The organism is Mesorhizobium sanjuanii (genome assembly GCF_002529485.1).
GTDB lineage: Bacteria > Pseudomonadota > Alphaproteobacteria > Rhizobiales > Rhizobiaceae > Mesorhizobium > Mesorhizobium sanjuanii.
In genome coordinates, this window is record NZ_NWQG01000103.1 from 1 (window position 1) to 20,670 (window position 20,670).

The window sequence follows — 20,670 nt, forward strand, 5'->3', positions numbered from 1 at the left end:
ATGATATTTCCTTTCCTGGCCGGTCAAAGCCCGCCGATCAAACCCGGGCTGACGCAACCGCGCCGAAATGCACGTCGCCGGCGGCGATCGTCAGAACCGAACCCTCATCGTCGCGGATCACGAAACGGCAGTCCTCGTCAATGGTCTCGAAGGTGCCGCGCACCACATTACCGTCAATTCTGACAGCAACCTGCCCGCCGAGCCCCGCCGCGCGCGCCAGCCAGCGCCGCCTGACGGCTGACAGACCGCGCCCGTCATTCCACAACCGCGCATTCTCGCTCCAGGCATCCGACAGCGCCAGAAACAACGTCTCGGCATCGCAGGTGGCGCCCAGCGCGTAAAGCGAAGTCGCCGGATAAGGTAAATCCTCGGGATATGCCACCACATTGACGCCGATGCCGACCGCCACCGCGAAACGGTCGCCATCCAGCATCGCCGACTCCAGCAGGATGCCGGCAAGCTTGGCGCCGGAGGCGAGCACGTCGTTCGGCCATTTCAGCTCGAAACGGTTTTTGCCTTGGCTGGCGCCGTCGAGGCCGATCGAAATCCTGCCCTTCGGCACGACGGCGTCGAGCGCGTCGGCGAGCGCCAGACCGGCGACGAAGCCAAGCGTCGCGGCAAGCCGAAGCTCGGCATTGGTGACGACCAGCAGCGTCGCCGCCAGATTGCCCTCGGGCGTCGCCCAGACCCGGCCGCGCCGGCCGCGGCCGCTTTCCTGCTTCTTTGAGACGACCCAAAGCTTGCCGTGATCGCCCGCCCGCGCATGGTCCAGCGCCAGCGCATTGGTGGAACCGACCGTGTCATGCGCCTCGAGCCGGAACCCTTCAGACGCCGCGGTTGGAGCCAGCCGAAATGCCATCCCGTCTAAAAGAAGGTCTTTGCGGCGGCTTCGGCATAGGTGCCGATCGGTCCGCCGATCAGCACGTAGAACAGCACGAAGGCGCCACTGACGCCGAGCACGATCCTGAGTTCGCTCGCCATCGGCACGAAGCCGCCGACCGGCTCATCGAACCACATGATCTTGATGATGCGCAGATAGTAGTAGGCGCCCACCACCGAGGCCAGCACGCCGATGATCGCCAGCGCGTAGAGGCCGGCGTTGATGGCGGCGAGGAACACGTACCACTTCCCCCAGAAGCCGGCGAGCGGCGGGATGCCGGCCAGCGAGAACATCAGTATGGTCAGGATCGTCGCCATGACCGGATTGGTCGAGGACAGGCCGGCGAGATCGCTGATCTGTTCGACATTGCCTTCCTTGCGCCGCATGGCGAGGATGAAAGCGAAGGTGCCGAGCGTCATCACCAGATAGATCAGCATGTAGATGGCGACGCCGCGCACGCCGGCCTGGCTGTTGGCGGCAAGGCCGACCAGCGCGTAACCCATATGGCCGATCGAGGAATAGGCCATCAGCCGCTTGATATTGGTCTGGCCGATGGCCGCGAAGGCGCCGAGCGCCATCGAGGCGATCGAGATGAAGACGATGATCTGCTGCCAGTCGGCAGCGATCGGCTTGAAGGCGCCCATGGTGACGCGCACGATCAGCGCCATCGCCGCCATCTTTGGTGCTGCCGCCAGGAAGGCCGTCACCGGCGTCGGCGCGCCCTCATAGACGTCCGGCGTCCACATATGGAACGGCACCGCCGAGATCTTGAAGGCAAGGCCGGCCAGCACGAAGACCAGGCCGAAGACCAGGCCAAGCTGCCGCTCGCCGCTGCCCAGCGCCGTGGCGATCTCCTGGAAACCGGTATTGCCGGTGTAGCCGTAGACGAGGCTGATGCCATAGAGCAGCATGCCAGACGACAGCGCGCCGAGGACAAAATACTTCAGGCCGGCCTCGGTCGAGCGCAGATTGTCGCGGTTGATCGCCGCCAGCACGTAGATCGCCAGCGATTGCAGTTCGAGGCCGAGATAGAGCCCGATCATGCCATTGGCCGAGATCATCAGCATCATACCGAGCGTGCAAAGCAGGATCAGCACCGGATATTCGAACTTGTCGAAATGCTCCGCCTTGGCAAAGCGCATCGACATGACCAGCGTCACCGCCGAACCGATCAGCGCCAGCACCTTCATGAAACGGGAGAAAGGATCCTGGACGAAGGCTTCGCCGTAAGCATTGCCCTGCCCGGTGGAAAAGACCAGCCAGACGCCTGATATCACCAGGATGACAACGGCAAGACCGGTCACCAAGGTGGTGTTGTTTGCGCGCGAATAGGCACCCACCATCAAAAGCGCCAGGGCGCCGATGGCGAGGATCAGCTCAGGCGTCGAGAGCGACAGGCTGGAGAGAAGGTCCGGCGTCATGGTTCGCAAAACCCTTGGGTTAATTCGCCGCCGCGGTCTGCGCGGTGCCGATGGATGCGGTGACATTGGTGACGAGCGCCTTGACCGATGCGGCCGTCGCGTCGAAGACCGGCGCCGGATAGACGCCGAAGAAGATGACCAGCACGACCAGCGGGTAGATGATCACCTTCTCGCGCGCCGACAGGTCAAGCAGCCCCTTCAGGCTGTCCTTGGTCAGCGCGCCGAAGATCACCCGGCGGTAGAGCCAGAGCGCATAGGCGGCCGACAGGATGACGCCGGTGGCAGCGAAGAACGCCACCCAGGTGTTGACCCGGAACACACCGAGCATGGTCAGGAACTCGCCGACGAAGCCGCTGGTGCCAGGCAGGCCGACATTGGCCATGGTGAAGATCAGGAACACCGTGGCGTATTTCGGCATGTTGTTGACCAGCCCGCCATAGGCGTCGATCTCGCGCGTGTGCATGCGGTCATAGATGACGCCGACGCACAGGAACAGCGCGCCGGAGACGAGGCCGTGCGACAGCATCTGGAAGATCGCGCCCTGGACGCCTTCCTGGTTCATCGCGAAGATGCCCATGGTGACGAAGCCCATATGGGCGACCGACGAATAGGCGATCAGCTTCTTCATGTCCTCCTGCATCAGCGCCACCAGCGAGGTGTAGATGATGGCGACGACCGACAGCGTGAACACCAGCGGCGCGAACATTTCCGAGGCCAGCGGGAACATCGGCAGCGAGAAACGCAGGAAGCCGTACCCGCCCATTTTCAACAGGATACCGGCCAGGATCACCGAGCCCGCCGTCGGCGCCTCGACGTGGGCGTCGGGCAGCCAGGTGTGCACCGGCCACATCGGCATCTTCACCGCGAAGGAGGCGAAGAAGGCAAGCCACAGCCAGGTCTGCATGTTGGCCGGGAAATTATGCGCCAGCAGCGTCGGAATGTCGGTGGTGCCTGACTGGAAGAACATCGCCATGATGGCGAGCAGCATCAGCACCGAGCCGGCCAGCGTATAGAGGAAGAACTTGAACGAGGCATAGACGCGCCGCTTGCCGCCCCACACGCCGATGATGATGAACATCGGGATCAGGCCGGCTTCGAAGAAGACGTAGAACAGGACGATGTCGAGCGCGCAGAACACGCCGATCATCAGCGTTTCCAGCAGCAGGAACGCGATCATATAGGCCTTGACGCGCTTCTCGATCGATTCCCAGGAAGCCAGGATGCAGAGCGGCATCAGGAACGTGGTCAGGATGACGAACAGCATCGAGATGCCGTCGACGCCCATGTGATAGGAAATGCCGGAGTCCAGCCAGGCGAACTTTTCCACGAACTGGAAGCCGGGTTGCGAATTGTCGAAGCCGGTCCAGATGAACAGCGAAATGATGAACGTGAATGTCGTCGTCAGGAGCGCGATGGCGCGGATGTTGCGGCGTGCATTCTCGCTGTCATCCCTGATGAACAGGATCAACAGTACACCCACCAGCGGCAGGAAGGTGACCAGCGATAGGATCGGCCAGGCGGTCATCAGAGCATCATCCAGGTGACGAGTGCGGCAACGCCGATCAGCATGGCGAAGGCATAGTGGTAGAGGTAGCCGGTCTGCAGCTTGACGACACGGTTGGTGACGTCGACGACGCGCGCCGAAATGCCGTCAGGCCCGAGCCCGTCGATGATGGTGCCATCGCCGGTCTTCCACAGGAAATGGCCGAGGCGCTTTGCCGGCCGCACGAACAGGAAATCGTAGAGCTCGTCGAAATACCACTTGTTGAGCAGGAAGGCGTAGAGCAGGCGATGATTGGCGGCGACACTGCGGGGCAATTCCGGCGAGCGGATGTAGAACTTCCAGGCAATCGCAAAGCCGATGACCATGGCGATGAACGGCGACAGTTCCACCCACAGCGGCAGTTCGTGGATGTCGTGCAGAATGTGGTTTTCCGGCAGCGTGAACAGCGACGCCTTCCAGAACTCGGCATAGCCCTCGCCGATGAAGACGCCATGGAAGATCACGCCGGCAAACAGCGCGCCCGCCGCCAGGATGAACAGCGGCACCAGCATCACCGGCGGCGATTCATGGACATGGTGCATCACCTCATGGCTCGCCCGTGGCTCGCCGTGGAAGGTCATGAAGATCAGCCGCCAGGAGTAGAAGGAGGTGAAGGCGGCGGCGACGACCAGCATCACGAAGGCAAAGCCGGCGAACATGTTGTGCCCGGCAAAGGCGCTTTCGATGATGGCGTCCTTGGAGAAGAAGCCGGCGGTGCCGATGACGGTCACCGGAATGCCGACGCCGGTCAGCGCCAGTGTACCGATCACCATCATCCAGTAGGTCTTCGGGATCAGCGTCCTGAGGCCGCCCATCTTGCGCATGTCCTGCTCGTCGGAGACGGCGTGGATCACCGAGCCGGAGCCTAAGAACAGCAGCGCCTTGAAGAAGGCATGCGTGAACAGATGGAAGATCGCCGCGCCATAGGCACCGACGCCGAGCGCCACGAACATGTAGCCGAGCTGCGAGCAGGTCGAATAGGCGATCACGCGCTTGATGTCGTTCTGGACGAGGCCGACGGTGGCCGCGAAGAAGGCGGTGAAGGCGCCGATGAAGGTGACCACGGTCAGCGCCGAATGCGACAGCTCGAACAGCGGCGACAGCCGCGCCAGCATGAACACGCCGGCCGTCACCATGGTGGCGGCATGGATGAGTGCGGAGACCGGGGTCGGGCCTTCCATGGCGTCGGGCAGCCAGGTGTGCAGCGGCACCTGCGCCGACTTGCCCATCGCGCCCATGAACAGCAAGAGGCAGACCACGGTCATCGCCGCTTGCTTGTCGAGCGCATAGCCAAGGAAAGTCAGCACGGCAGCGCCCTGCGGCGCGCCTTCCGCCGGGATGAACGACGCCGCATTGGCGAAGATGGTGCCGAGATTGACCGAGCCGAACAGCACGAACACGCCGAATATACCGAGCGCGAAGCCGAAATCGCCGACGCGGTTGACGACGAAGGCCTTGATCGCCGCGGCGTTTGCCGACGGTTTCTTGTACCAGAAGCCGATCAGCAGATAGGAGGCGAGACCGACGCCCTCCCAACCGAAGAACATCTGCACCAGATTATCAGCCGTTACCAGCATCAGCATGGCGAAGGTAAACAGCGACAGATAGGCGAAGAAGCGCGGCCGGTTCGGATCGTGGTGCATGTAGCCGATCGAGTAGATATGGACCAGCGCCGACACCGTGTTGACGACGACCAGCATCACCACCGTCAGCGTGTCGATCCTCAGCGCCCACGCCGCATCGAGGCCGCCCGACTGGATCCAGCGCAGCACCGGCACGGTGAACACTTGCCCCTCGCCGAAGCCGACGGAAAAGAAGGCGACCCACGACAGCACCGCCGAAATCACCAGCAAGCCGGAGGTGATGTATTCGGATGCCTTGGCGCCGAGCGAATTGCCGAACAGGCCGACGATCAGGAAGCCGAACAGGGGAAGGAAGACGATGGCCTGGTACATTGTGGTTCCGTCAACCCTTCATCATGTTCACGTCTTCGACCGCGATCGAACCGCGGTTGCGGAAGAAGACGACAAGGATGGCAAGACCGATGGCGGCCTCGGCCGCCGCGACCGTCAGCACGAACAGCGCGAACACCTGGCCGACGAGGTCGCCAAGTGCCGCCGAGAAGGCGACGAAATTGATGTTGACCGCAAGCAGGATGAGCTCGATCGACATCAGGATGACGATGATGTTGCGGCGGTTGAGGAAGATGCCGAACACGCCGAGCGTGAACAGGATCGCCGATACGGTGAGATAATGCGCGATGCCGACGGTCATCTCAGATCCCTTCGCCTGTCTTGACCTTACGGATTTCCATGCCCGTCGCCGGCGTGCGGCCGACCTGGGCTGCGATCGACTGCCGCTTGACGCCCGGCTTGTGGCGCAGCGTCAGCACGATGGCGCCGATCATGGCGACCAGCAGAATGAGGCCCGCGACCTGGAAGTAATAGAGGTAGTCGGTATAGAGGATGTCACCGAGCGCGGCCGTGTTCGAGCGCGCCGCAAGGTCCGGAATCGGTTTCGAAACCGTCGAGGCCAGTTGCGGCGCGAACGTATAGCCGCCGAGCACGACGATCAGCTCCGCCGCCAGGATCAGCCCGACCAGCGCGCCGATCGGCGCATATTGCAGGGCGCCTTCCTTCATCTCGGCGAAATCGACGTCGAGCATCATGACGACGAACAGGAACAGCACCATGACCGCGCCGACATAGACGACGAGCAGGATCATCGCCAGGAATTCGGCCCCGGTCAGCATGAACAGACCGGCGGCGTTGAAGAAGGTCAGGATCAGGAACAGCACCGAATGCACGGGATTGCGCGACGAAATGACCATGAACGCCGACGCCACCGCGACAAAGGCGAAGAGGTAGAAAAAGGCCGCCTCTAGTCCACTCAGCATGGGTTCCCCCGGGTTTCCTGTCCGAACAGGACATTCGTCCTGTTCGATTGTTGCCACCGCCTCCGGTCGGCAAGTTGCGTGTTCCTTAAACGAGGCCCCTCGCCCCGTCCATGCGTCAAATGTCAGCGATACGGCGCATCCAGCGAGATGTTGCGCGCCAGTTCGCGCTCCCAGCGGTCGCCATTGGCCAGCAGCTTGTCCTTGTCGTAATAAAGTTCCTCGCGCGTCTCCGTCGCGAATTCGAAATTCGGCCCCTCGACGATGGCGTCGACCGGGCAGGCTTCCTGGCAGAAGCCGCAATAGATGCACTTCACCATGTCGATGTCGTAGCGCACGGTGCGGCGCGTGCCGTCGTTGCGGCGCGGGCCGGCCTCGATGGTGATCGCCTGCGCCGGACAGATCGCTTCGCACAATTTGCAGGCGATGCAGCGTTCCTCGCCATTGGGATAGCGGCGCAGCGCATGCTCGCCGCGGAAGCGCGGGCTCACTGGTCCCTTCTCATGCGGATAGTTGATCGTCTCCTTCGGCGCGAAGAACTGGCGCATCGACAGGAAGAAAGCACTGACGAAGTCCTGCAGCAGCAGCGACTTGGCGGCTTGGGCTAGCGCTGACATCATCATTCTCCAGCAAACATCGGGGCCACGAACCAACCCACGATCGGCAGCAGCACGAATTGGCTGAGACCGGTTATGTTCAAAACACGTTTCGTCTCGTCGAGATCAACGCGCGAGGCAAGCAGTCTGAGCAGCGCGAAATCCGCCGCAGCCACCACGACCCCTACCGAAGCGCCGATCAAGCTTGCGTTCATTACGCCATCCCCGTCAGCTTGAGGAAGGCGGCGACGATCACCACCATCGCCAGCGAGATCGGCAGGAAGACCTTCCAGCCGAGCCGCATCAACTGGTCGTAGCGATAGCGCGGCACGAACGCCTTCACCATCGAGAACATGAAGAACATCAGGCAGACCTTGAGCACGAACCAGATCAGCCCCGGCACCCAGGTGAAGGGCGCGAAATCGAAGGGCGGCAGCCAGCCGCCGAGGAACAGGATGGTGGCCAGCGCGCACATCAGCACGACGGCGACATATTCGCCGAGGAAGAACAGCAGGAACGGCGTCGACGAGTATTCGACCATATGGCCGGCGACCAGTTCCGATTCGGCTTCCACCAAGTCGAAAGGCGGCCGGTTCGTCTCGGCCAGCGCCGAGATGAAGAAGATGACGAACATTGGAAACAGCGCCAGCCAGTGCCAGTCGAGGAAGGTGTTGGGCAGGCCGAGCTTCGTGCCCAGCCCGTCCTGCTGCGACAGCACGATATCGGACAAATTGAGCGAGCCGACGCATAGCAGCACGGTGACGATGACGAAACCGATCGACACCTCGTAGGACACCATCTGCGCGGCCGAGCGCAGCGCGCCGAGGAACGGATATTTCGAATTGGACGCCCAGCCGCCCATGATCACGCCATAGACCTCGAGCGAGGAGATGGCGAAGACATAGAGGATGCCGACATTGACGTTGGCGATCGCCCAGCCCTGGTTGACCGGGATGACCGCCCAGGCCGAGATCGCCAGCACCGCCGACACCAGCGGCGCCAGCAGGAACACGCCCTTGTTGGCGCCGGACGGGATCACCGGCTCCTTGAACACGAACTTCAAAAGATCGGCGAAAGCCTGCAGCGTGCCCCAAGGCCCGACCACGTTCGGACCGCGGCGCAACTGCACCGCCGCCCAGATCTTGCGGTCGGCGTAAAGCAGATAGGCGACCGCGATCAGCAGCACGACGATCAGCACGACGGACTTCAAGAGGATGATCAGCGCCGGCAGCACGTAGAAGGAGAAGAAGGTGTCCATGCTTATTCCGCCGCCTGCCTGAAGCCGTTTTTCGCCAGCGCCGAGCATTCCGCCATCACGGCCGAGGCCCGCGCGATCGGGTTGGTCAGGTAGAAATCCTTGACCGGCGAGGTGAAGGCGCCCTTGTTCAGCCGCCCGCCGAGTTTCGCCACTCTGGCGATATCGTCGGCATTGCCTACCTCGACATGATCGATGCGGGCGAGATGCGGATAGTCCGCATAGAGTTTCGCGCGAAGCTGCGGCAGCGAATCGAACGGCAGCTTCTTGCCGAGCACATCCGACAGGGCTCGCAGGATTGCCCAGTCCTCGCGCGCGTCGCCCGGCGCAAAGCCGGCGCGGTTGGTCTGCTGCACGCGGCCTTCGGTGTTGACATAGGTGCCCGACTTTTCGGTGTAGGCGGCACCCGGCAGGATGACATTGGCGCGGTGCGCGCCGGCATCGCCATGCGTCCCGACATAGACGACGAAGGCGCCACCGGTCTTGGCCATGTCGATCTCGTCGGCGCCGAGCAGGAACAGCAGTTCCATCTCGCCCAGCATGCCGGCAACATTCTTGCCGCCCTCGCCCGGCACGAAGCCGAGGTCGAGGCCGCCGACGCGTCCCGCCGCATTGTGCAGCACCGCAAAACCGTTCCAGTCCGCCCGGGCGGCGTTGACGGCCATGCCAAGCTTCGCCGCCTGGCCGAGCACTGCCGCGCCGTCGGCGCGCGCCAGCGCGCCCTGGCCGACGATAATAAGCGGATGCGTCGCCTTCTTCAGCACCTCGAAGAACTTGCCGTTGCCGTCCGCCAGGTCCTTCAGCGAGTCCGGTCCGGCGCCGAGCTGCTCATAGTCGTAGCGCGTATCGCCGACATCGCCGATGACGCCGACCGGCAGATTGCCGACGCGCCAGCGCTTGCGGATGCGGGCGTTGAGCACCGAAGCCTCGAAGCGCGGATTGGCGCCGATGATCAGCACCGCGTCGGCCTGCTCGATGCCCTCGATGGTCGGATTGAAGATATAGCTGGCACGGCCGAGCGACGGATCGAGTGCCGCGCCATCCTGGCGGCAATCGGTGTTGCTCGAACCGAGCGCGGCCATCAGCAGCTTCAGCGCGTAGATTTCTTCGACCGCCGCGAGATCGCCTGATATGGCGCCGATCTTTTCCGGCGCCGTCTTCGACACCGCGTCCTTGATCGCCGAAAAAGCCTCGGCCCAACTTACCGGAACGAGCTTGCCGTCCTTGCGCACATAGGGGCGGTCGAGGCGCTGCGTGCGCAAGCCGTCCCAGATGAAGCGGGTCTTGTCCGATATCCACTCCTCGTTCACCGCTTCGTTGACGCGCGGCAGGATGCGCATCACCTCGCGTCCCCGGGAATCAACGCGGATCGCCGAGCCGACGGCATCCATCACATCGATGGATTCGGTTTTGGTCAGCTCCCACGGCCGCGCCTGGAACGCGAAGGGCTTCGAGGTCAGCGCGCCGACCGGGCAAAGGTCGATGACATTGCCCTGCAGTTCCGAGGTCATCGCGCTTTCGAGATAGGTGGTGATCTCGGCATCCTCGCCGCGGCCGATCAGGCCGAGCTCGGAAATGCCGGCAACCTCTGTCGTGAAGCGGACACAGCGCGTGCAATGAATGCAGCGGTTCATCACCGTCTTGACCAGCGGCCCGATATATTTGTCTTCGACCGCCCGCTTGTTCTCGTGATAGCGCGAGGAATCGACGCCGAAGGCCATTGCCTGGTCCTGCAGGTCGCACTCGCCGCCCTGGTCGCAGATCGGGCAATCCAGCGGATGGTTGATCAGCAGGAACTCCATCACGCCCTCCCTGGCCTTCTTGACCATCGGCGTGTTGGTGAAGATTTCCGGCGGCTCGCCATTCGGGCCGGGGCGCAGGTCGCGCACGCCCATGGCGCAGGATGCCTGCGGCTTGGGCGGCCCGCCCTTCACCTCGATCAGGCACATGCGGCAGTTGCCGGCGATCGACAGCCGCTCATGGAAGCAGAAACGCGGCACTTCAGCGCCTGCGTCCTCGGCCGCCTGCAGCAGCGTGTAGTGGTCGGGTACAGTGATCTCTTTCCCGTCGACCTTGAGCTTTGCCATGTCGTCTTAAACCCCTGCGGACGTTCCGCAATCTTTCTTTCCGGGCGCGGCCGAAACTGCGCCCGGCATTGAATTCAATGTTTGGCCTCGGCCAGCGCCGCCGCCTGGCCGAGCCAGTCGTCGCGATCGATGCGGCCCCTGAACGAGAGGTAGTCGTCGACCCAGGCGATCTCTTCCGGCGTCCATGCGGCGATCTGCGCATAGGTCCAGATACCCAGGCCGTTCAGCACCTTTTCCAGCTTCGGCCCGATGCCCGATATCGCCTTGAGGTCGGCTGGCTTGGCCGGCCGGTCCATGGCCTTGGGCTGTTTGAAATCCTCAGGCATCAGGCCTGCCGGCGCGCCGCCAGCCGTGGAGCCTGTATCCATGGCGTTTGCCGCACTGCCTTTGGTGCTCACCGCAATGTCGTTCACGTCCCTGGCGAATGACTGCGCCTCGGCGATCAGGGTTTTCGTCGCGGCGCGCGCCTTGGTCGAGGAGCTTGTCCGTGTCTCCGAAACAGCCTCGGCCCGCGCCTCGAAATCGTCGACGATCGGCTGCAACAGGCGCTGCGAGGCCTCGGCGGCGCCCGAGAGCGCGCCCATCCACACGCCAAAGGCGTGGTTGGCCAGCCCGATGCCGAGCGCCGACATCGCCGCCGCCCCCGCGACAGGGTGCGCCAGGAGATTGACGGCGCTGGCCATCTCCTTCGGCATCATCCTGGTCAGGTCCTGGTTCATCTTCTCGAACGGGTCCAAATCGGGCGTCAAATCGTCGGGTCTCGAATACAGCGACATAGGTGGTCTCCTGGTCGTTTCTTCCGTTGCCCCGAGCCTGTTTCCTCAAATCGAGCTTTGCTCGTATTTCAAATCGGGCTTTCGCCCGTATTTCTATTCCGCCGCCACCATCACCGGTTCGGCCCGGTGGGCGTTGCGCGAAAACTCGTCGATGCGCCGCTCGACCTCGCCACGGAAATGCCGCATCAGGCCCTGGATTGGCCACGCCGCCGCATCGCCCAGCGCGCAGATCGTGTGGCCCTCGACCTGCTTGGTGACGTCGAGCAGCATGTCGATTTCGCGCTTCTGCGCCTCGCCGCGCACCAGCCGCTCCATCACCCGCCACATCCAACCGGTGCCTTCACGGCACGGCGTGCACTGGCCGCAGCTCTCGTGCTTGTAGAAATAGGAGAGCCGGGCGATCGCCTTCACGATATCGGTGGATTTGTCCATGACGATGACCGCCGCCGTGCCGAGGCCTGATTTCAGGTCGCGCAGCGCGTCGAAATCCATCGGTGTGTCGATGATCTGCTCGGCCGGCACCAGCGGCACGGACGCACCGCCCGGAATGACCGCCAGCAGATTGTCCCAGCCGCCGCGAATGCCGCCGCAATGCGTTTCGATCAGCTCGCGGAACGGGATCGACATCGCCTCCTCGACCGTGCACGGATTGTTGACGTGGCCGGAGATGCAGAACAGCTTGGTGCCGACATTGTTGGGGCGGCCGAAGGACGAGAACCAGGCCGCACCCCGGCGCAGGATGGTCGGCGCCACCGCGATGGACTCGACATTGTTGACCGTCGTCGGGCAGCCATAGAGGCCGACATTGGCCGGGAATGGCGGCTTCAGCCTGGGCTGGCCCTTCTTGCCTTCGAGGCTTTCGAGCAGCGCCGTCTCCTCGCCGCAGATATAGGCGCCGGCGCCGTGATGCATATAGATGTCGAAGTCATAGCCGGACGTATTGTTCTTGCCGATCAGTTTGGCCTCATAGGCCTCGTCGATGGCGCGCTGCAGCGCCTCGCGCTCGCGGATGAACTCGCCGCGCACATAGATGTAGGCGGCGACCGCACCCATGGCGAAGCCGGCGATCAGGCAGCCTTCGACCAGCGTATGCGGGTCATGACGCAATATGTCGCGATCCTTGCAGGTGCCGGGCTCGGACTCATCGGCATTGACGACGAGATAGCTCGGCCGGCCGTCGCTCTGCTTGGGCATGAACGACCATTTCAGCCCGGTCGGGAACCCGGCGCCACCGCGGCCGCGCAGGCCCGATGCCTTCATCTCGTTGACGATCCAATCGCGCCCCTTGGCGATGATGCCGGGCGTGCCGTCCCAGGCGCCGCGCGCCATCGCGCCGGCCAGCGACCTGTCGAAGAGGCCGTAGATGTTGTTGAAGATGCGGTCTTTGTCCTGAAGCATCGTTCGTTCCTCAGACCGGCTTCTTGCCGGTGGGCCGGTTCTTGTCCCTTAGCGACGGCTTGGCCGGCTTGGCAGCCACTTTCTTGCTGTCAGCGCCCAACGGCGCATTCTTCAATTCCGGCGCCTTGAACGCGGCCGCCGGCTCCGTCTTGGTCTTGGGGCCGTTGCGCTGCTTGGAAACCTTCTCGACTTCCGGCGCCGCCTTGTTGGCATTGGCTGCCGAATGCAGCGGCGCCGAAACGCTCGCCGCCTTTTCAACCGCGGACGCCACCTTGGCCTTCGAAGGCGACTTCAGCGCCGGACTGGTCTCGGACGCATCGGTTTTCGGCTTGCTGGCGTTCGATGGCGCGACGGCAGGAGCCGGTGCGGCCGGAACGGCAATGGCATCGGGCGCTTCCTTGGCGGCCTTGGAAGCCTCCTTGGCCTCCCTGTCGCGGGTCGCCTTGAGGATCGCTTTTTCGCTCTTCAGCGTCGTCAGGCCGGTGATCGGCTCGGAGGTGATGCGGCCATTCTGCGGTCCGGGCTTGACCTCAGCCCCCTTGCCGGCGCCGTAGAGATCGATGATTTCGGCCAGCCGTTCAGGCGTCAGATCCTCGAACGTATCCTTGAAAATCATCACCATCGGTGCGTTGACGCAGGCGCCGAGGCACTCGACCTCTTCCCAGGACAGCGTGCCCTTGTCGTTGGTGTGGAACTGGTCGTGATGTATCTTCGAGCGGCAGACATCCATCAGCGCTTCCGAGCCGCGCAACATGCAGGGCGTGGTGCCGCAAACCTGGATATGCGCGCGGGTGCCGACCGGATTGAGCTGGTACTGCGTGTAGAAGGTCGCGACTTCGAGCCCTCTGATATAGGGCATGCCGAGCATATCGGAGATCGTCTCGATCGCCGCCTTGGTCACCCAGCCTTCCTGCTCCTGCGCCAGCATCAGCAGCGGGATGATCGCGGACTGTTCGCGGCCTTTCGGATATTTCTTGATCCATTGCTTGGCCGCCGCCGCATTCGCCCGGTTGAAGGCGAAGGACGCTGGCTGGACACTGGCTTCTGCGAGACGGCGGACTGACATTTAGCGATCGACCTCACCAAACACGATGTCGAGGGAGCCGAGAACGGCGGTGACGTCGGCCAGCATGTGGCCGCGGCACAGGAAATCCATGGCCTGGAGATGGGCGAAGCCCGGCGCGCGCAGCTTGCAGCGATAGGGCTTGTTGGTGCCGTCGGAGACCATGTAGACGCCGAATTCGCCCTTCGGCGCCTCGACGGCGGCATAAACCTCGCCGGCCGGCACCCGGTAGCCTTCGGTGTAGAGCTTGAAATGGTGGATCAGCGCTTCCATCGAGCGCTTCATCGCCGGCCGCTTCGGCGGCACCACCTTGCCGTCGAGGTTCGACACCGGGCCGCTGCCCTCCTTGCCGAGCAGGAGATCGACGCACTGGCGCATGATCTTGGCCGATTGGCGCATTTCTTCCATGCGCACGAGGTAGCGGTCGAAACAGTCGCCGTTCTTGCCGATCGGGATGTCGAAATCCATCTCGGCATAGCATTCATAGGGCTGTGACTTGCGCAGGTCCCATGCAGCGCCCGAACCGCGCACCATGACGCCGGAAAAGCCCCAGGCCCAGGCGTCGGCCAGCGACACCGTGCCGATATCGACATTGCGCTGCTTGAAGATGCGGTTGCCGGTGAGCAGCGCGTCGAGATCGTCGAGCGACTTCAGGAACGGGTCGATCCACTTGCCGATATCCTCGACCAGCTTTTGCGGCAGGTCCTGGTGGACGCCGCCCGGCCGGAAATAGGCCGCGTGCATGCGCGAGCCCGAGGCGCGTTCGTAGAACACCATCAGCTTTTCGCGCTCGACGAAGCCCCATAGCGGCGGCGTCAGCGCGCCGACGTCCAGCGCCTGCGTCGTCACATTGAGGATATGCGACATGATGCGGCCGATCTCGCAATAGAGCACGCGGATCAGCTGGCCGCGCTTCGGCACCTCGATGCCAAGCAGGCGCTCGGCGGCAAGCGCGAAGGCATGCTCCTGGTTCATCGGCGCGCAATAATCGAGCCGGTCGAGATAAGGCACGGCCTGCAAATAGGTCTTGTGCTCGATCAGCTTCTCCGTGCCGCGATGCAACAGCCCGATATGCGGATCGACGCGGTCGACCACTTCGCCGTCGAGCTCGAGAACCAGACGCAAAACGCCGTGGGCAGCAGGGTGCTGAGGCCCAAAGTTGATATTGAAATTGCGGACGGAGGTTTCAGCCACGGCTCATGCGTCTCCAGGCCATTTCTTGAAAGCCAAAATCCACAAGAGAACGAAATTCACCAGCGGAACAACCATCAAAAGGCTCAATGCGGAAGGCCAGCCTGCTCTCGGAAAGATCCGCCAATACGGCACGACCAGCACCACACAAATAATCAGCAGAATAAGCCAATGAAAAACCGAGAAGCTGCCCATCAATGCCCCCTCACTGCTTCGCCTTTTCATCGCCCGGCAGCACGTAGTCCGTTCCTTCCCATGGCGAAAGAAAATCGAAATTGCGGAATTCCTGCTTGAGCTCGACCGGCTCGTAGATGACGCGCTTGGCCTCGTCGTCGTAGCGCACTTCGACGAAGCCGGTCAGCGGGAAGTCCTTGCGCAGCGGATGGCCCTCGAAGCCGTAGTCGGTCAGGATTCGCCGCAGATCCGGATGGCCGGAGAACAGCACGCCATAGAGGTCGTAGGTCTCGCGCTCGAACCAGTCGGCGCCGGGATAGACGCCGGTGAGCGACGGCACCATGGTTTCCTCATTGGCCTGGACCTTGAGGCGGATACGCACATTCTGCTTCGGCGACAAAAAATGATAGACGACATCGAAGCGCTTGGCCCGCGACGGATAGTCGGCGCCGCAGACGTCGATGATCGAAATGAACTGGCATTTTGAATCGTCGCGCAGGAAGGTCGCCACCTCGATCAGGTCGCGCGGTTCGACGCAAACGGTTAGCTCGCCATAGGCAAGCACCGGGTCACTGAAGCGGCCGGGCAGCTTCTCGCCGAGATAGGTCGACAGTTCGCTTAAGGATATGCTCATGGATTACCGCTCGATCGTGCCGGTGCGGCGGATCTTCTTTTGCAGGAGAAGAATGCCGTAGAGCAGCGCTTCGGCGCTCGGCGGACAGCCGGGCACATAGATGTCGACCGGCACGATGCGGTCGCAGCCGCGCACCACCGAATAGGAATAGTGGTAGTAGCCGCCGCCATTGGCGCAGGAACCCATCGAGATGACGTAGCGCGGCTCCGGCATCTGGTCGTAGACCTTGCGCAGCGCCGGCGCCATCTTGTTGGTCAGCGTGCCGGCGACGATCATGATGTCGGACTGGCGCGGAGACGCGCGAGGCGCGACGCCGAACCTCTCCGAGTCGTAGCGCGGCATCGAGGTGTGGATCATCTCGACGGCGCAGCACGCCAGACCGAACGTCATGAACATCAGCGAGCCGCTGCGGGCCCAGGTGATCAGCGCCTCGGTCGAGGTGACGAGGAAACCCTTGTCGGCCAACTCGTTGTTGATCTCCAGGAAGAACGGATCGTCCTCCCCCACCGGCCGGCCGGTGTTGGGATCGATGAGGCCCTTGGGCCTCGGCGCGACGAGGGTGCCTGAACTGTCGTTCAATCCCATTCCAGCGCTCCTTTTTTCCATTCATAGGCAAAGCCGATGGTCAGCACTGCCAAAAACACCATCATCGACCAGAAACCGAGCATGCCGATCTTGGAGAACGACACCGCCCACGGAAACAGGAAGGCCACTTCCAGGTCGAAGATGATGAACAGGATCGACACCAGATAGAAGCGGATGTCGAACTTCATGCGGGCGTCGTCGAACGAGTTGAAACCGCATTCGTAGGCGGAAAGCTTTTCCGGGTCGGGATTGCGGTAGGCCACCAGGAACGGCGCCACGATCAGCGCCAGACCGACGACCAGTGCCACGCCGATGAACAGGACGATGGGCAGGTACGAACTCAGAAGTGCGTTCATGCTGCGGCTTTCCGTTGCCAATCCACTTTGATTACAGCACGGAACCGTATTGCGGAAGCGTGACAGTTTAACCACTGAACCGTTTTAGGGGCTCTATGCTGCAACGCGGCGAGGGTTAGCGCAGCGCTTTCGGCGAAGCAAGTCAAACCTTGTTCAAAACACGGTGCTGGACGGCACATCCCGAAAAACTGGTCCGATCCGCTCCTGTTTGATTTCCTTCACTTTTTACTCCACTTTTCTCTCCTGACATATATCCCGCCAAATCCCTGCTAGCATGGTCGGGAATCATCGGTTCTTGCCTCGCTTGAACACCATCAGGGCGCCGTCAGCATGAAGGAAAAGATCTCGCTCGGCATGGCCAGGCGCATCGCACTCGCCGCACAGGGTTTTACCGATCCGAGGCCGGGCGCCACGCCGGACCGCCGCCACCTGGCTCGCGTGCTGGCGCGCACCGGCCTGCTGCAGATCGATTCCGTCAGCGCGGTGGTGCGCGCCCACTATATGCCGCTCTACTCCCGCCTCGGTCCCTACCCCCTGTCCCTGCTCGACAACGCCGCTGTCACCCGCAAGCGCACGGTGTTCGAATATTGGGCGCATGAGGCCTCGTTCCTGCCGGTCGAGACATACCCGCTGATGCGCTGGCGCATGCAGCGGGCCGAGCGCGGCGACGAAATGTATCTGGGCCTCGCCAAATGGGGCCGCGAGCATGCCGCCTATATCGAAGATATCTACCGCGAGGTCGCCGAACGCGGCCCGATCGCCGCTTCTGCATTGGAGGGCCAGAAAGGCTCGGGCGGCTGGTGGGGCTGGAGCCACGCCAAGCACGCCTTCGAATGGCTGTTCTGGGCCGGCCGCATCACCACGGCGCATCGCCGCGGCTTCGAACGCTTCTATGATCTGCCCGAACGCGTGCTGCCGCCCGCCGTGCTCGCCCTGCCAGTGCCAACTGCCGAGGACGCGCATCGCGAATTGCTGCGCATCTCCGCCCGTGCCCATGGCGTGGCGACCGCAGGTGACCTGCGCGACTATTTCCGCCTGTCGCCGGCCGACATCAAGGGTCGGATCGAGGAACTGGTCGAAACGGGCGAGCTATTGCCGGTGCGCGTCGAAGGCTGGAGCAAGCCGGCTTACCTTCATAAGGACGCCCGCTTGCCGCGAAAAATCGAGGCCCGCGCCTTGCTGGCGCCGTTCGATCCGGTCGTCTTCGAGCGCTCGCGCACCGAAAGACTGTTCGACTTCCGCTACCGCATCGAAATCTACACGCCGGCCGAAAAGCGCCAATACGGCTATTACGTCCTGCCGTTCCTGCTTGGCGACAGGATCGTGGCACGCATCGACCTCAAGGCCGACCGCCCGGCAAGCGTCCTGCGCGTCCATGCCGCCTATGCGGAGCCCAGCGCGCCCGCCGAAACGCCGGCCGCGCTGGTCGAGGAGCTGAAGCAGATGCAGGGCTGGCTTGGCCTCGAACGCATCGAGGTGACACCAGCCGGGGATCTGGGTCCGGCGCTTGTCGACATCGCAGTGTCGTAAGCTCACGTTGACACCGCTGCCCGCAAAAGCCTAAATCCGGTTCAGACGGTCTCCTCTCGGCAAAGGGAGGAGCCAAGAGGGAATGCGGTGCGAAATCTCGGTTTCAAATCCGCGGCTGTCCCCGCAACTGTAAGCGACGAGCCAAGGCCGAAAACCACTGGGATGTTCCCGGGAAGGCGGCACAAAGGCGATGACCCGCGAGCCAGGAGACCTGCCGTCTGAGAGACAAGAATCCGATCGCCTGGCGGGTTTTCCGGGCAAGGAGCCTGATTTGGAACGCGACAGCAGTTTTTCGGCTGAGACAGCGGACATATTGCCCGGCGGGGACGATTCCCTGGCCGGCGTCACCGTCATCGTCTGCTCTTCCTGTCGCAATGAGGCCGGCTCCGATGCCCATCCCCGCGCCGGCGCGCTGCTCGCCGATGACACGCGTCAGGCCGCCTCTGGCGAAAAAATCCGCATCCGCACCGTCGAATGCCTCGGCAATTGCAAGCGACGGCTCAGCGCAGCGATCCTTCGTGACGGCTGCTGGAGCTACGTCTTCGGCGACCTGACTCCCACCAGCGGCGCCGATCTCGTCACCGGCGCGAAGCTCTTCGCCACCTCGACCGACGGTCTCATCCCCTGGCGCGGTCGCCCCGACAGCCTGAAGCGCGGCCTCGTGGCCCGCATCCCTCCCCTCGACCTCCTGAAGGACTGATCATGACTGGTTCCGTCTCCCGCGTTCCCTGCACCGTCGTCACCGGCTTTCTCGGCGCCGGCAAGACGACGCTGATCCGCCATCTGCTTGAAAACGCCGGAGGCAAGCGGCTCGCCATTATCGTCAACGAATTCGGCGATATCGGCATCGACGGCGAGATCTTGAAAGGTTGCGGCATCGACACCTGCCCGGAGGAGAACATCGTCGAGCTGGCCAATGGCTGCATCTGCTGCACCGTCGCCGACGATTTCGTCCCGGCGCTCGACCAGATCCTGTCGCGGACGCCGAAGGTCGACCATATCCTGATCGAAACCTCCGGCCTCGCGCTCCCAAAGCCACTCGTCCAGGCCTTCCAGTGGCCGTCGGTGAGAAGCCGGGTGACGGTCGACGGCGTCATCGCCGTGGTCGACGGCCCGGCGCTGGCCGAAGGTCGCGTCGCCAACGACATGGACGCCCTGCAGGCGCAGCGCGCTCAGGACGAGACGCTCGATCACGATGATCCTGTGGAAGAAGTGTTCGAGGATCAGCTTGCCTGCGCCGACCTGATCATATTGTCGAAGAGCGACTTGATGGATGCCGCCGGCTCGGCCCGCGCCAATGCCATCATCGGCGAGCATGTCGCGCGTGCCGTGAAGATCGTGCCGACATCGCAAGGCAAGGTCGATCCCTCGGTGCTGCTCGGTCTCGGCCTCGCCGTCGAGGACGACATCGAAAACCGCAAGACCCATCACGACGATGAGCTCGACCACGAGCATGACGATTTTGACTCCTTCGTCATCGACATCGCCTCCGTCTCCAACCCGGACGAACTGGCAAAACGCGTCGCCACCGCGGCTGAGGAAGAGAACGTTTTGCGCGTGAAGGGCTTCGTCGAGGTCGGCGGCAAACCGATGCGGCTGCTGCTGCAGGCCGTCGGCCCGCGCGTCAATCACTATTACGACCGCGCCTGGACGGCCGAGGACGACCGCCGCTCGCGCCTCGTCGTCATTGGCTTGAAGGGGCTGAACCGCCCGGCGATCGAACGTATCCTCGCTGGCTGAGGCAAAGCACAAACCGCGATGCACATCCTCACCACAACATCCGCCTCGCTCGACGATCTCGCCGAGCCTGTCGATCTCAGGCAGACGCCTGCGGATGTCGTGGCCCTGTCCTTCACCGACAGCGATCTGGCCGGGCTGGCGGCGGGCTGGAAGGCGGATGCGGCACGCCTGCCCTCGATGCGGCTGGCGGCGCTTCGCGATCTGCGTCATCCGATGTCCGTCGATCTCTGGATCGACAGCGTCGCCCGCCACGCCAAGGTCATCCTCGTCCGCATCCTCGGCGGCTACGACTGGTGGCGCTATGGCTGTGACCAGCTTGCCACGATTGCGCGCGCACGCGGCATCAAGCTGGCGCTGCTGCCCGGCGAGAGCCACGACGAGGATCCGCGGCTGATCGAAGGCTCGACGCTGCCGCGCGAGGAGTTGGATGGCCTCCTCGGCCATTTCCGCGAGGGCGGCCCGGAGAACATGAGGGCGCTGGTGCAGCGGCTGGCTCGATTGGCGGGGCAGGACATAGAGGTTGCTTCACCGGTAACTGTGCCCAAAGC

Annotated in this window: 21 protein-coding genes, 1 pseudogene and 1 riboswitch; of the genes and pseudogenes, 4 read left to right on the forward strand and 18 right to left on the reverse strand. The window is 63.1% G+C overall.

The features are described from left to right. Window positions 1-37: 37 nt before the first annotated feature. The 18 genes from CN311_RS16635 to CN311_RS16720 form a co-directional block, all read right to left on the reverse strand. Complete coding sequence (locus CN311_RS16635; protein ID WP_097574859.1) at window positions 38-859, reverse strand: biotin--[acetyl-CoA-carboxylase] ligase; 822 nt, start codon at window positions 857-859, stop codon at window positions 38-40. A gap of 5 nt (window positions 860-864) precedes the next feature. Beyond that, a complete protein-coding gene (gene nuoN / locus CN311_RS16640; protein WP_097574860.1) occupies window positions 865-2,301 on the reverse strand; it encodes an NADH-quinone oxidoreductase subunit NuoN in 1,437 nt (478 codons plus the stop codon). Window positions 2,302-2,320: 19 nt separating this feature from the next. Further along, a complete protein-coding gene (locus tag CN311_RS16645; protein ID WP_097574861.1) occupies window positions 2,321-3,826 on the reverse strand; it encodes an NADH-quinone oxidoreductase subunit M in 1,506 nt (501 codons plus the stop codon). Further along, window positions 3,826-5,799: an NADH-quinone oxidoreductase subunit L gene (nuoL, locus tag CN311_RS16650; RefSeq protein ID WP_097574862.1), complete on the reverse strand. Its 1,974-nt coding sequence runs from the start codon at window positions 5,797-5,799 to the stop codon at window positions 3,826-3,828. Before nuoL ends, CN311_RS16645 begins: the two co-directional genes overlap by 1 nt. Before the next feature lie 10 nt (window positions 5,800-5,809). Then, complete coding sequence (nuoK, locus tag CN311_RS16655) at window positions 5,810-6,118, reverse strand: NADH-quinone oxidoreductase subunit NuoK (RefSeq protein ID WP_006335669.1); 309 nt, start codon at window positions 6,116-6,118, stop codon at window positions 5,810-5,812. A 1-nt stretch (window position 6,119) separates the two neighbouring features. After that, complete coding sequence (locus CN311_RS16660; protein WP_097574863.1) at window positions 6,120-6,740, reverse strand: NADH-quinone oxidoreductase subunit J; 621 nt, start codon at window positions 6,738-6,740, stop codon at window positions 6,120-6,122. Between the two features lie 122 nt (window positions 6,741-6,862). Further along, a complete protein-coding gene (gene nuoI / locus CN311_RS16665) occupies window positions 6,863-7,354 on the reverse strand; it encodes an NADH-quinone oxidoreductase subunit NuoI (protein ID WP_036241856.1) in 492 nt (163 codons plus the stop codon). A gap of 2 nt (window positions 7,355-7,356) precedes the next feature. Beyond that, window positions 7,357-7,548 carry a hypothetical protein gene (locus tag CN311_RS16670; RefSeq protein WP_097574864.1) on the reverse strand — a complete coding sequence of 64 codons (192 nt, stop codon included), beginning with the start codon at window positions 7,546-7,548 and terminating at the stop codon, window positions 7,357-7,359. Then, window positions 7,548-8,591 (reverse strand): NADH-quinone oxidoreductase subunit NuoH, encoded by a 1,044-nt coding sequence (nuoH, locus tag CN311_RS16675; protein WP_097574865.1) that lies wholly within the window; start codon window positions 8,589-8,591, stop codon window positions 7,548-7,550. Before nuoH ends, CN311_RS16670 begins: the two co-directional genes overlap by 1 nt. A gap of 2 nt (window positions 8,592-8,593) precedes the next feature. Then, window positions 8,594-10,675 (reverse strand): NADH-quinone oxidoreductase subunit NuoG, encoded by a 2,082-nt coding sequence (nuoG, locus tag CN311_RS16680; protein ID WP_097574866.1) that lies wholly within the window; start codon window positions 10,673-10,675, stop codon window positions 8,594-8,596. A gap of 74 nt (window positions 10,676-10,749) precedes the next feature. Continuing rightward, entirely contained in the window at window positions 10,750-11,451 is a 702-nt protein-coding gene (locus CN311_RS16685) for an NADH-quinone oxidoreductase subunit E (protein ID WP_097574867.1), read from the reverse strand. Between the two features lie 93 nt (window positions 11,452-11,544). Next, on the reverse strand, window positions 11,545-12,849 hold the full coding sequence (nuoF, locus tag CN311_RS16690) for an NADH-quinone oxidoreductase subunit NuoF (protein WP_097574868.1): 1,305 nt from the start codon (window positions 12,847-12,849) through the stop codon (window positions 11,545-11,547). 10 nt (window positions 12,850-12,859) lie between these two features. Then, window positions 12,860-13,915, reverse strand: coding sequence for an NADH-quinone oxidoreductase subunit NuoE (nuoE, locus tag CN311_RS16695; RefSeq protein WP_245440850.1), 1,056 nt, complete (start codon window positions 13,913-13,915; stop codon window positions 12,860-12,862). Then, the gene (locus CN311_RS16700) at window positions 13,916-15,106 is read right to left on the reverse strand and encodes an NADH-quinone oxidoreductase subunit D (protein WP_097574869.1); all 1,191 of its coding nucleotides are present in this window, start codon (window positions 15,104-15,106) and stop codon (window positions 13,916-13,918) included. A gap of 3 nt (window positions 15,107-15,109) precedes the next feature. Further along, window positions 15,110-15,298, reverse strand: coding sequence for a Sec-independent protein translocase family protein (locus CN311_RS16705; protein WP_097574870.1), 189 nt, complete (start codon window positions 15,296-15,298; stop codon window positions 15,110-15,112). A 10-nt stretch (window positions 15,299-15,308) separates the two neighbouring features. Beyond that, entirely contained in the window at window positions 15,309-15,911 is a 603-nt protein-coding gene (locus tag CN311_RS16710; protein WP_097574871.1) for an NADH-quinone oxidoreductase subunit C, read from the reverse strand. A 3-nt stretch (window positions 15,912-15,914) separates the two neighbouring features. Then, window positions 15,915-16,496: a NuoB/complex I 20 kDa subunit family protein gene (locus CN311_RS16715; protein WP_097574872.1), complete on the reverse strand. Its 582-nt coding sequence runs from the start codon at window positions 16,494-16,496 to the stop codon at window positions 15,915-15,917. Beyond that, window positions 16,487-16,852: an NADH-quinone oxidoreductase subunit A gene (locus CN311_RS16720; RefSeq protein WP_097574873.1), complete on the reverse strand. Its 366-nt coding sequence runs from the start codon at window positions 16,850-16,852 to the stop codon at window positions 16,487-16,489. The genes CN311_RS16715 and CN311_RS16720 overlap by 10 nt, the downstream gene beginning before the upstream one ends. A 330-nt stretch (window positions 16,853-17,182) precedes the next feature. Between CN311_RS16720 and CN311_RS16725 the strand changes: the two genes are divergently transcribed. The 4 genes and pseudogenes from CN311_RS16725 to CN311_RS16740 all read left to right on the forward strand — a co-directional run. Then, window positions 17,183-18,382 carry a winged helix-turn-helix domain-containing protein gene (locus tag CN311_RS16725; RefSeq protein WP_097574874.1) on the forward strand — a complete coding sequence of 400 codons (1,200 nt, stop codon included), beginning with the start codon at window positions 17,183-17,185 and terminating at the stop codon, window positions 18,380-18,382. A gap of 29 nt (window positions 18,383-18,411) precedes the next feature. Further along, a riboswitch (cobalamin riboswitch) is annotated at window positions 18,412-18,615 on the forward strand. A 38-nt stretch (window positions 18,616-18,653) separates the two neighbouring features. Beyond that, window positions 18,654-19,082: a DUF1636 family protein gene (locus tag CN311_RS16730; RefSeq protein WP_097574875.1), complete on the forward strand. Its 429-nt coding sequence runs from the start codon at window positions 18,654-18,656 to the stop codon at window positions 19,080-19,082. A gap of 2 nt (window positions 19,083-19,084) precedes the next feature. Further along, on the forward strand, window positions 19,085-20,122 hold the full coding sequence (cobW, locus tag CN311_RS16735; protein WP_097574876.1) for a cobalamin biosynthesis protein CobW: 1,038 nt from the start codon (window positions 19,085-19,087) through the stop codon (window positions 20,120-20,122). Between the two features lie 18 nt (window positions 20,123-20,140). Continuing rightward, a pseudogene (locus CN311_RS16740) lies at window positions 20,141-20,670 on the forward strand (cobaltochelatase subunit CobN); the annotation flags it as partial.

What these genes read in the sequence shown, in the direction of transcription:
- CN311_RS16715 (WP_097574872.1), bottom strand. Translation starts at nt 16,496, where the DNA reads ATGGGATTGAACGACAGTTCAGGCACCCTCGTCGCGCCGAGGCCCAAG.
- CN311_RS16685 (WP_097574867.1), bottom strand. Translation starts at nt 11,451, where the DNA reads ATGTCGCTGTATTCGAGACCCGACGATTTGACGCCCGATTTGGACCCG.
- CN311_RS16645 (WP_097574861.1), bottom strand. Translation starts at nt 3,826, where the DNA reads ATGACCGCCTGGCCGATCCTATCGCTGGTCACCTTCCTGCCGCTGGTG.
- CN311_RS16725 (WP_097574874.1), top strand. Translation starts at nt 17,183, where the DNA reads ATGAAGGAAAAGATCTCGCTCGGCATGGCCAGGCGCATCGCACTCGCC.
- nuoE (WP_245440850.1), bottom strand. Translation starts at nt 13,915, where the DNA reads ATGTCAGTCCGCCGTCTCGCAGAAGCCAGTGTCCAGCCAGCGTCCTTC.
- nuoI (WP_036241856.1), bottom strand. Translation starts at nt 7,354, where the DNA reads ATGTCAGCGCTAGCCCAAGCCGCCAAGTCGCTGCTGCTGCAGGACTTC.
- nuoH (WP_097574865.1), bottom strand. Translation starts at nt 8,591, where the DNA reads ATGGACACCTTCTTCTCCTTCTACGTGCTGCCGGCGCTGATCATCCTC.
- cobW (WP_097574876.1), top strand. Translation starts at nt 19,085, where the DNA reads ATGACTGGTTCCGTCTCCCGCGTTCCCTGCACCGTCGTCACCGGCTTT.
- CN311_RS16670 (WP_097574864.1), bottom strand. Translation starts at nt 7,548, where the DNA reads ATGAACGCAAGCTTGATCGGCGCTTCGGTAGGGGTCGTGGTGGCTGCG.
- nuoK (WP_006335669.1), bottom strand. Translation starts at nt 6,118, where the DNA reads ATGACCGTCGGCATCGCGCATTATCTCACCGTATCGGCGATCCTGTTC.
- CN311_RS16710 (WP_097574871.1), bottom strand. Translation starts at nt 15,911, where the DNA reads ATGAGCATATCCTTAAGCGAACTGTCGACCTATCTCGGCGAGAAGCTG.
- nuoL (WP_097574862.1), bottom strand. Translation starts at nt 5,799, where the DNA reads ATGTACCAGGCCATCGTCTTCCTTCCCCTGTTCGGCTTCCTGATCGTC.
- nuoN (WP_097574860.1), bottom strand. Translation starts at nt 2,301, where the DNA reads ATGACGCCGGACCTTCTCTCCAGCCTGTCGCTCTCGACGCCTGAGCTG.
- CN311_RS16720 (WP_097574873.1), bottom strand. Translation starts at nt 16,852, where the DNA reads ATGAACGCACTTCTGAGTTCGTACCTGCCCATCGTCCTGTTCATCGGC.
- CN311_RS16705 (WP_097574870.1), bottom strand. Translation starts at nt 15,298, where the DNA reads ATGGGCAGCTTCTCGGTTTTTCATTGGCTTATTCTGCTGATTATTTGT.
- CN311_RS16660 (WP_097574863.1), bottom strand. Translation starts at nt 6,740, where the DNA reads ATGCTGAGTGGACTAGAGGCGGCCTTTTTCTACCTCTTCGCCTTTGTC.
- nuoG (WP_097574866.1), bottom strand. Translation starts at nt 10,675, where the DNA reads ATGGCAAAGCTCAAGGTCGACGGGAAAGAGATCACTGTACCCGACCAC.
- CN311_RS16635 (WP_097574859.1), bottom strand. Translation starts at nt 859, where the DNA reads ATGGCATTTCGGCTGGCTCCAACCGCGGCGTCTGAAGGGTTCCGGCTC.
- nuoF (WP_097574868.1), bottom strand. Translation starts at nt 12,849, where the DNA reads ATGCTTCAGGACAAAGACCGCATCTTCAACAACATCTACGGCCTCTTC.